This window comes from Porphyromonas levii, assembly GCF_018206105.1.
Lineage (GTDB): Bacteria > Bacteroidota > Bacteroidia > Bacteroidales > Porphyromonadaceae > Porphyromonas_A > Porphyromonas_A levii.
Genome location: NZ_JADRGN010000078.1, coordinates 1 through 1,804, shown reverse-complemented (window position 1 = coordinate 1,804; position 1,804 = coordinate 1). Strand labels below are relative to the sequence as shown.

The following is a 1,804-nucleotide window of genomic DNA, read 5'->3' as shown; positions in this document are numbered from 1 at the left end:
TTAAAAGGAATGAGACTAAGACGGGGCGTTACAACCACGTTTATGCACAGGTTTTAGCTAATGAGAACATCGCTCGATCGGCAAGAAACAAGAAAACACCAGAATGGATAAAGAGATTGGCTATCAGAAGATTATCTGAAGAACAATGGTTCCCTATGCAGGTTCCTGGGTGGCTTAAGAGGGAGAAAAAGATAGCTCTTTCTCATGAAACAATATACAAGTGGGTTAGAGAGGACAAGCGACAAGGAGGGGAGCTTTACGAGCAATGCAGGCATAAACTCAAGAAGAGAAAACTTACTATTTATGGCTCAAGATCTAATATACCAGACCGTATAGTACTCCCCATTTTTCGACAACGTATATTTTCCCTGGATTTTTGCCAATCTAATACCCTAGATATTTTAAGCAACTGTATGTGCATCACTGAAGGATTTCGCGGGGTTTAGGAAAGTCTTCCACGTCATCTTGGCTTGAGCTGTTGCTATTAGATGGTGTTCCTATTGAAAGACCAATAAAACCTCCTGCTTCATTGAATCTAGCCTCACTTTTAGTGAGTTTTTCAAAGGTGGTCTCCATAATAGGTGCTTTATAGTAGATGGAGGTGTCGTGAAATTCACCTCCTTGTTCTAGACCTTTAGCTTCATAAATATAATGCCGTTCAGCATCATAAGCTTGCAATATAAGACCAGGTAATCCATTCAACTTCCAAGGTCCAAGAGGAACTGGAACTTCGGGCGTAAACCAAACAATCCATTGACGACCACGAAATTGAGTAGTAGCTTTGAAGCACTCATAATCAAGTATTATTTTCATATCCTCGCCGACCACCCAGTCTAACCTCACCGAATCAAGATACTGAAAATACTCAGAACCCAACCTATCATATACCTTGAGTAATGATGGGTTATTAAGATAGTAAGTTATTACTTGATATTCTCCCATTGTTGGAAAGCTTTGTGCAAATTCACCAGGTCTAGATTGTCCAGAGGTCATTTTCTCAAAAGCTAGTTGAAACATCTGATCTCTTTTAGCCTTATACTCTAGGTTCGTGCTGTTATATCTATGACTCCAGCTCTTCATGCTAAAAAACTGCACACTATCTTGTCCTATCTCAAGAAAGAAAGTCTGTGGCTTCCAATAGTCACCCCTAGAGATACTCAAAACCTTCTTTAAGTCATACTGAACGACCATTTGTAGCTTTTGAGCGAATGAATTTAGACAGAACAAGCTGAAAAATACTAATATCAATAACCTTTTCATACTAAGTTGACATATGTGTGCTGTTCTTGCCAAACACACCTAATTTTATTAATTAAAGACCTGACTTCTTTATCTGTATTCTCACAAATTCGCATAGGGAGTTTCTTAGGACCCCCCTATGCCATTCAATTTAGTGGTTACAATGCCTTTGATATGCACGTTCTGCATTTCTCCATTGCTCATCAGTCCCATTCATTTTCGGCATAATCACCAGCCATTAAATCACGCAAATCACGGCAGTACTCTTCAGCAGAAACACCATTATAAAGATTCATCATCTCGCTATCACTTAATTTTCCATGTCTCATAATTTAGTAAACTTTAAGTTATAAATTTAGAGAACTCTCACAATGTAAATATACAAATGTTTTTCCACCCATGCAAATTAAATTACCAGTTTCAAGACTCACACATAGAGGTGACAAAATCCATTTTCAGGTGCTGGGATCCAAAACGAGGGCAGCACCTCAAAAGTGGAAGGTCTCCCAGAGGTAGTACCTCTAGGAGACCTTCCTATCTATTGTGCTATACCTTACTTCACTTC

Annotated in this window: 2 protein-coding genes and 1 pseudogene; 1 reads left to right on the top strand and 2 read right to left on the bottom strand. The window is 38.9% G+C overall.

What is annotated here, in order from left to right:
- Window positions 1-446 (top strand): annotated as a pseudogene (locus tag IX315_RS09525) (hypothetical protein); the annotation flags it as partial.
- On the opposite strand, the gene IX315_RS09520 reads toward IX315_RS09525, so the two are convergent.
- Window positions 421-1,260 (bottom strand): GLPGLI family protein, encoded by an 840-nt coding sequence (locus tag IX315_RS09520; protein WP_211837415.1) that lies wholly within the window; start codon window positions 1,258-1,260, stop codon window positions 421-423. The pseudogene IX315_RS09525 and the gene IX315_RS09520 overlap by 26 nt on opposite strands.
- A gap of 182 nt (window positions 1,261-1,442) precedes the next feature.
- Complete coding sequence (locus tag IX315_RS09810; RefSeq protein ID WP_018358115.1) at window positions 1,443-1,568, bottom strand: hypothetical protein; 126 nt, start codon at window positions 1,566-1,568, stop codon at window positions 1,443-1,445.
- Between the last annotated feature and the right edge of the window lie 236 nt (window positions 1,569-1,804).